The organism is Neisseria sp. P0022.S010 (assembly GCF_051956635.1).
Genome location: NZ_JBQCXF010000724.1, coordinates 1 through 1,149, shown reverse-complemented (window position 1 = coordinate 1,149; position 1,149 = coordinate 1). Strand labels below are relative to the sequence as shown.

The window sequence follows — 1,149 nt, the reverse complement described above, 5'->3', positions numbered from 1 at the left end:
AAATAAATAGGAGTCCTTATGTTGAACAAACATCTCTTTTTATCTTTGCTAATGGCTGTCTCTACTGCAACGGTATCCGCCGAAACCCATCATGCACATTGGTCTTACACAGGTGAAAACGATGCTGCACACTGGGGCGACTTGAGCGAAGACTTTGCTGTCTGCAAAACAGGCAAACAGCAATCTCCTGTGGACTTCTCCACGACAAAAGCAGTAAAAGGCAAACAACTGGCATACCGTTACAACGTTGCCGACTACAAAGTAGAAAATAACGGCCATACCCTTCAAGCCACGCCGCAAGGCAAGGCCCAAACCATCGTGATTAACGGTAAAACCTATACCTTCAAACAATTCCACTTCCATACGCCGAGCGAACATACTTTCAAAGGCAAACATTTCCCAATGGAAGCGCATTTCGTCCATCAAGCCGAAGACGGTACTTTGGCGGTCATCGGCTCTGTATTTAAACCGGGCAAAAACAATCCTGCCCTGTCCGCACTCACTGCCAAAAAACTGAAAGCGGGCGAATCCGTAACGTTAAAAAACTTGAATATCCAAGCCCTGCTGCCTAAAGATAGCAAGTCCTTCCAACTGAAAGGCTCGCTGACAACGCCGCCTTGCAGCGAAAACGTTACTTGGGTTGTCTTAAAAACTCCGGTTCAGGCAGATGCGGCGCAGTTTAAAGCCATGCGCGACATTATCGGCGGCGAAAACAACCGTCCCGTACAACCTTTAAATGACCGCGAAGTCAATGAAGACAAATAACTTCTAAGGCCGTCTGAAAACAAAAAAGCACCCGGAAACGGGTGCTTTTTCAATCACATCAATCAGGCTTTTTTGTTACCCAACGCGGCTTTCACAAACGCGCTGAACAAAGGATGGCCTTTGCGCGGATTGGAAGTAAATTCCGGATGGAACTGACACGCGAAGAACCAAGGATGATTTGGCAATTCGATGGTTTCCACCAAACGCTCGCGGCCTGCGGATACGCCGCCGATGACCAAACCGGCTTTTTCCAACTGAGGAACATAGTTGTTGTTAACTTCGTAGCGGTGGCGATGGCGTTCGCGGATATGTTCGCTGCCGTAGATTTTTGCGGCAAGGCTGCCCGGTTTGAGATCAACTTCTTGCGCACCCAAACGCATGGTG

General features: G+C 48.4%; 2 protein-coding genes. One reads left to right on the top strand and one right to left on the bottom strand.

Annotation, left to right across the window (positions count from 1 at the left end; genetic code table 11):
* The first annotated feature begins 18 nt into the window (after positions 1-18).
* Positions 19-765, top strand: a complete 747-nt coding sequence (locus ACTHUT_RS20955) for a carbonic anhydrase (protein ID WP_070873840.1) — start codon at positions 19-21, stop codon at positions 763-765.
* A 62-nt stretch (positions 766-827) separates the two neighbouring features.
* Here ACTHUT_RS20955 and ACTHUT_RS20950 read toward each other — a convergent pair.
* Positions 828-1,149, bottom strand: a 322-nt coding sequence (locus ACTHUT_RS20950) for a glutamine amidotransferase-related protein (protein WP_440419730.1), incomplete at its 5' end; no start/stop codon positions are given.

What these genes read in the sequence shown, in the direction of transcription:
- ACTHUT_RS20955 (WP_070873840.1), top strand. Translation starts at nt 19, where the DNA reads ATGTTGAACAAACATCTCTTTTTATCTTTGCTAATGGCTGTCTCTACT.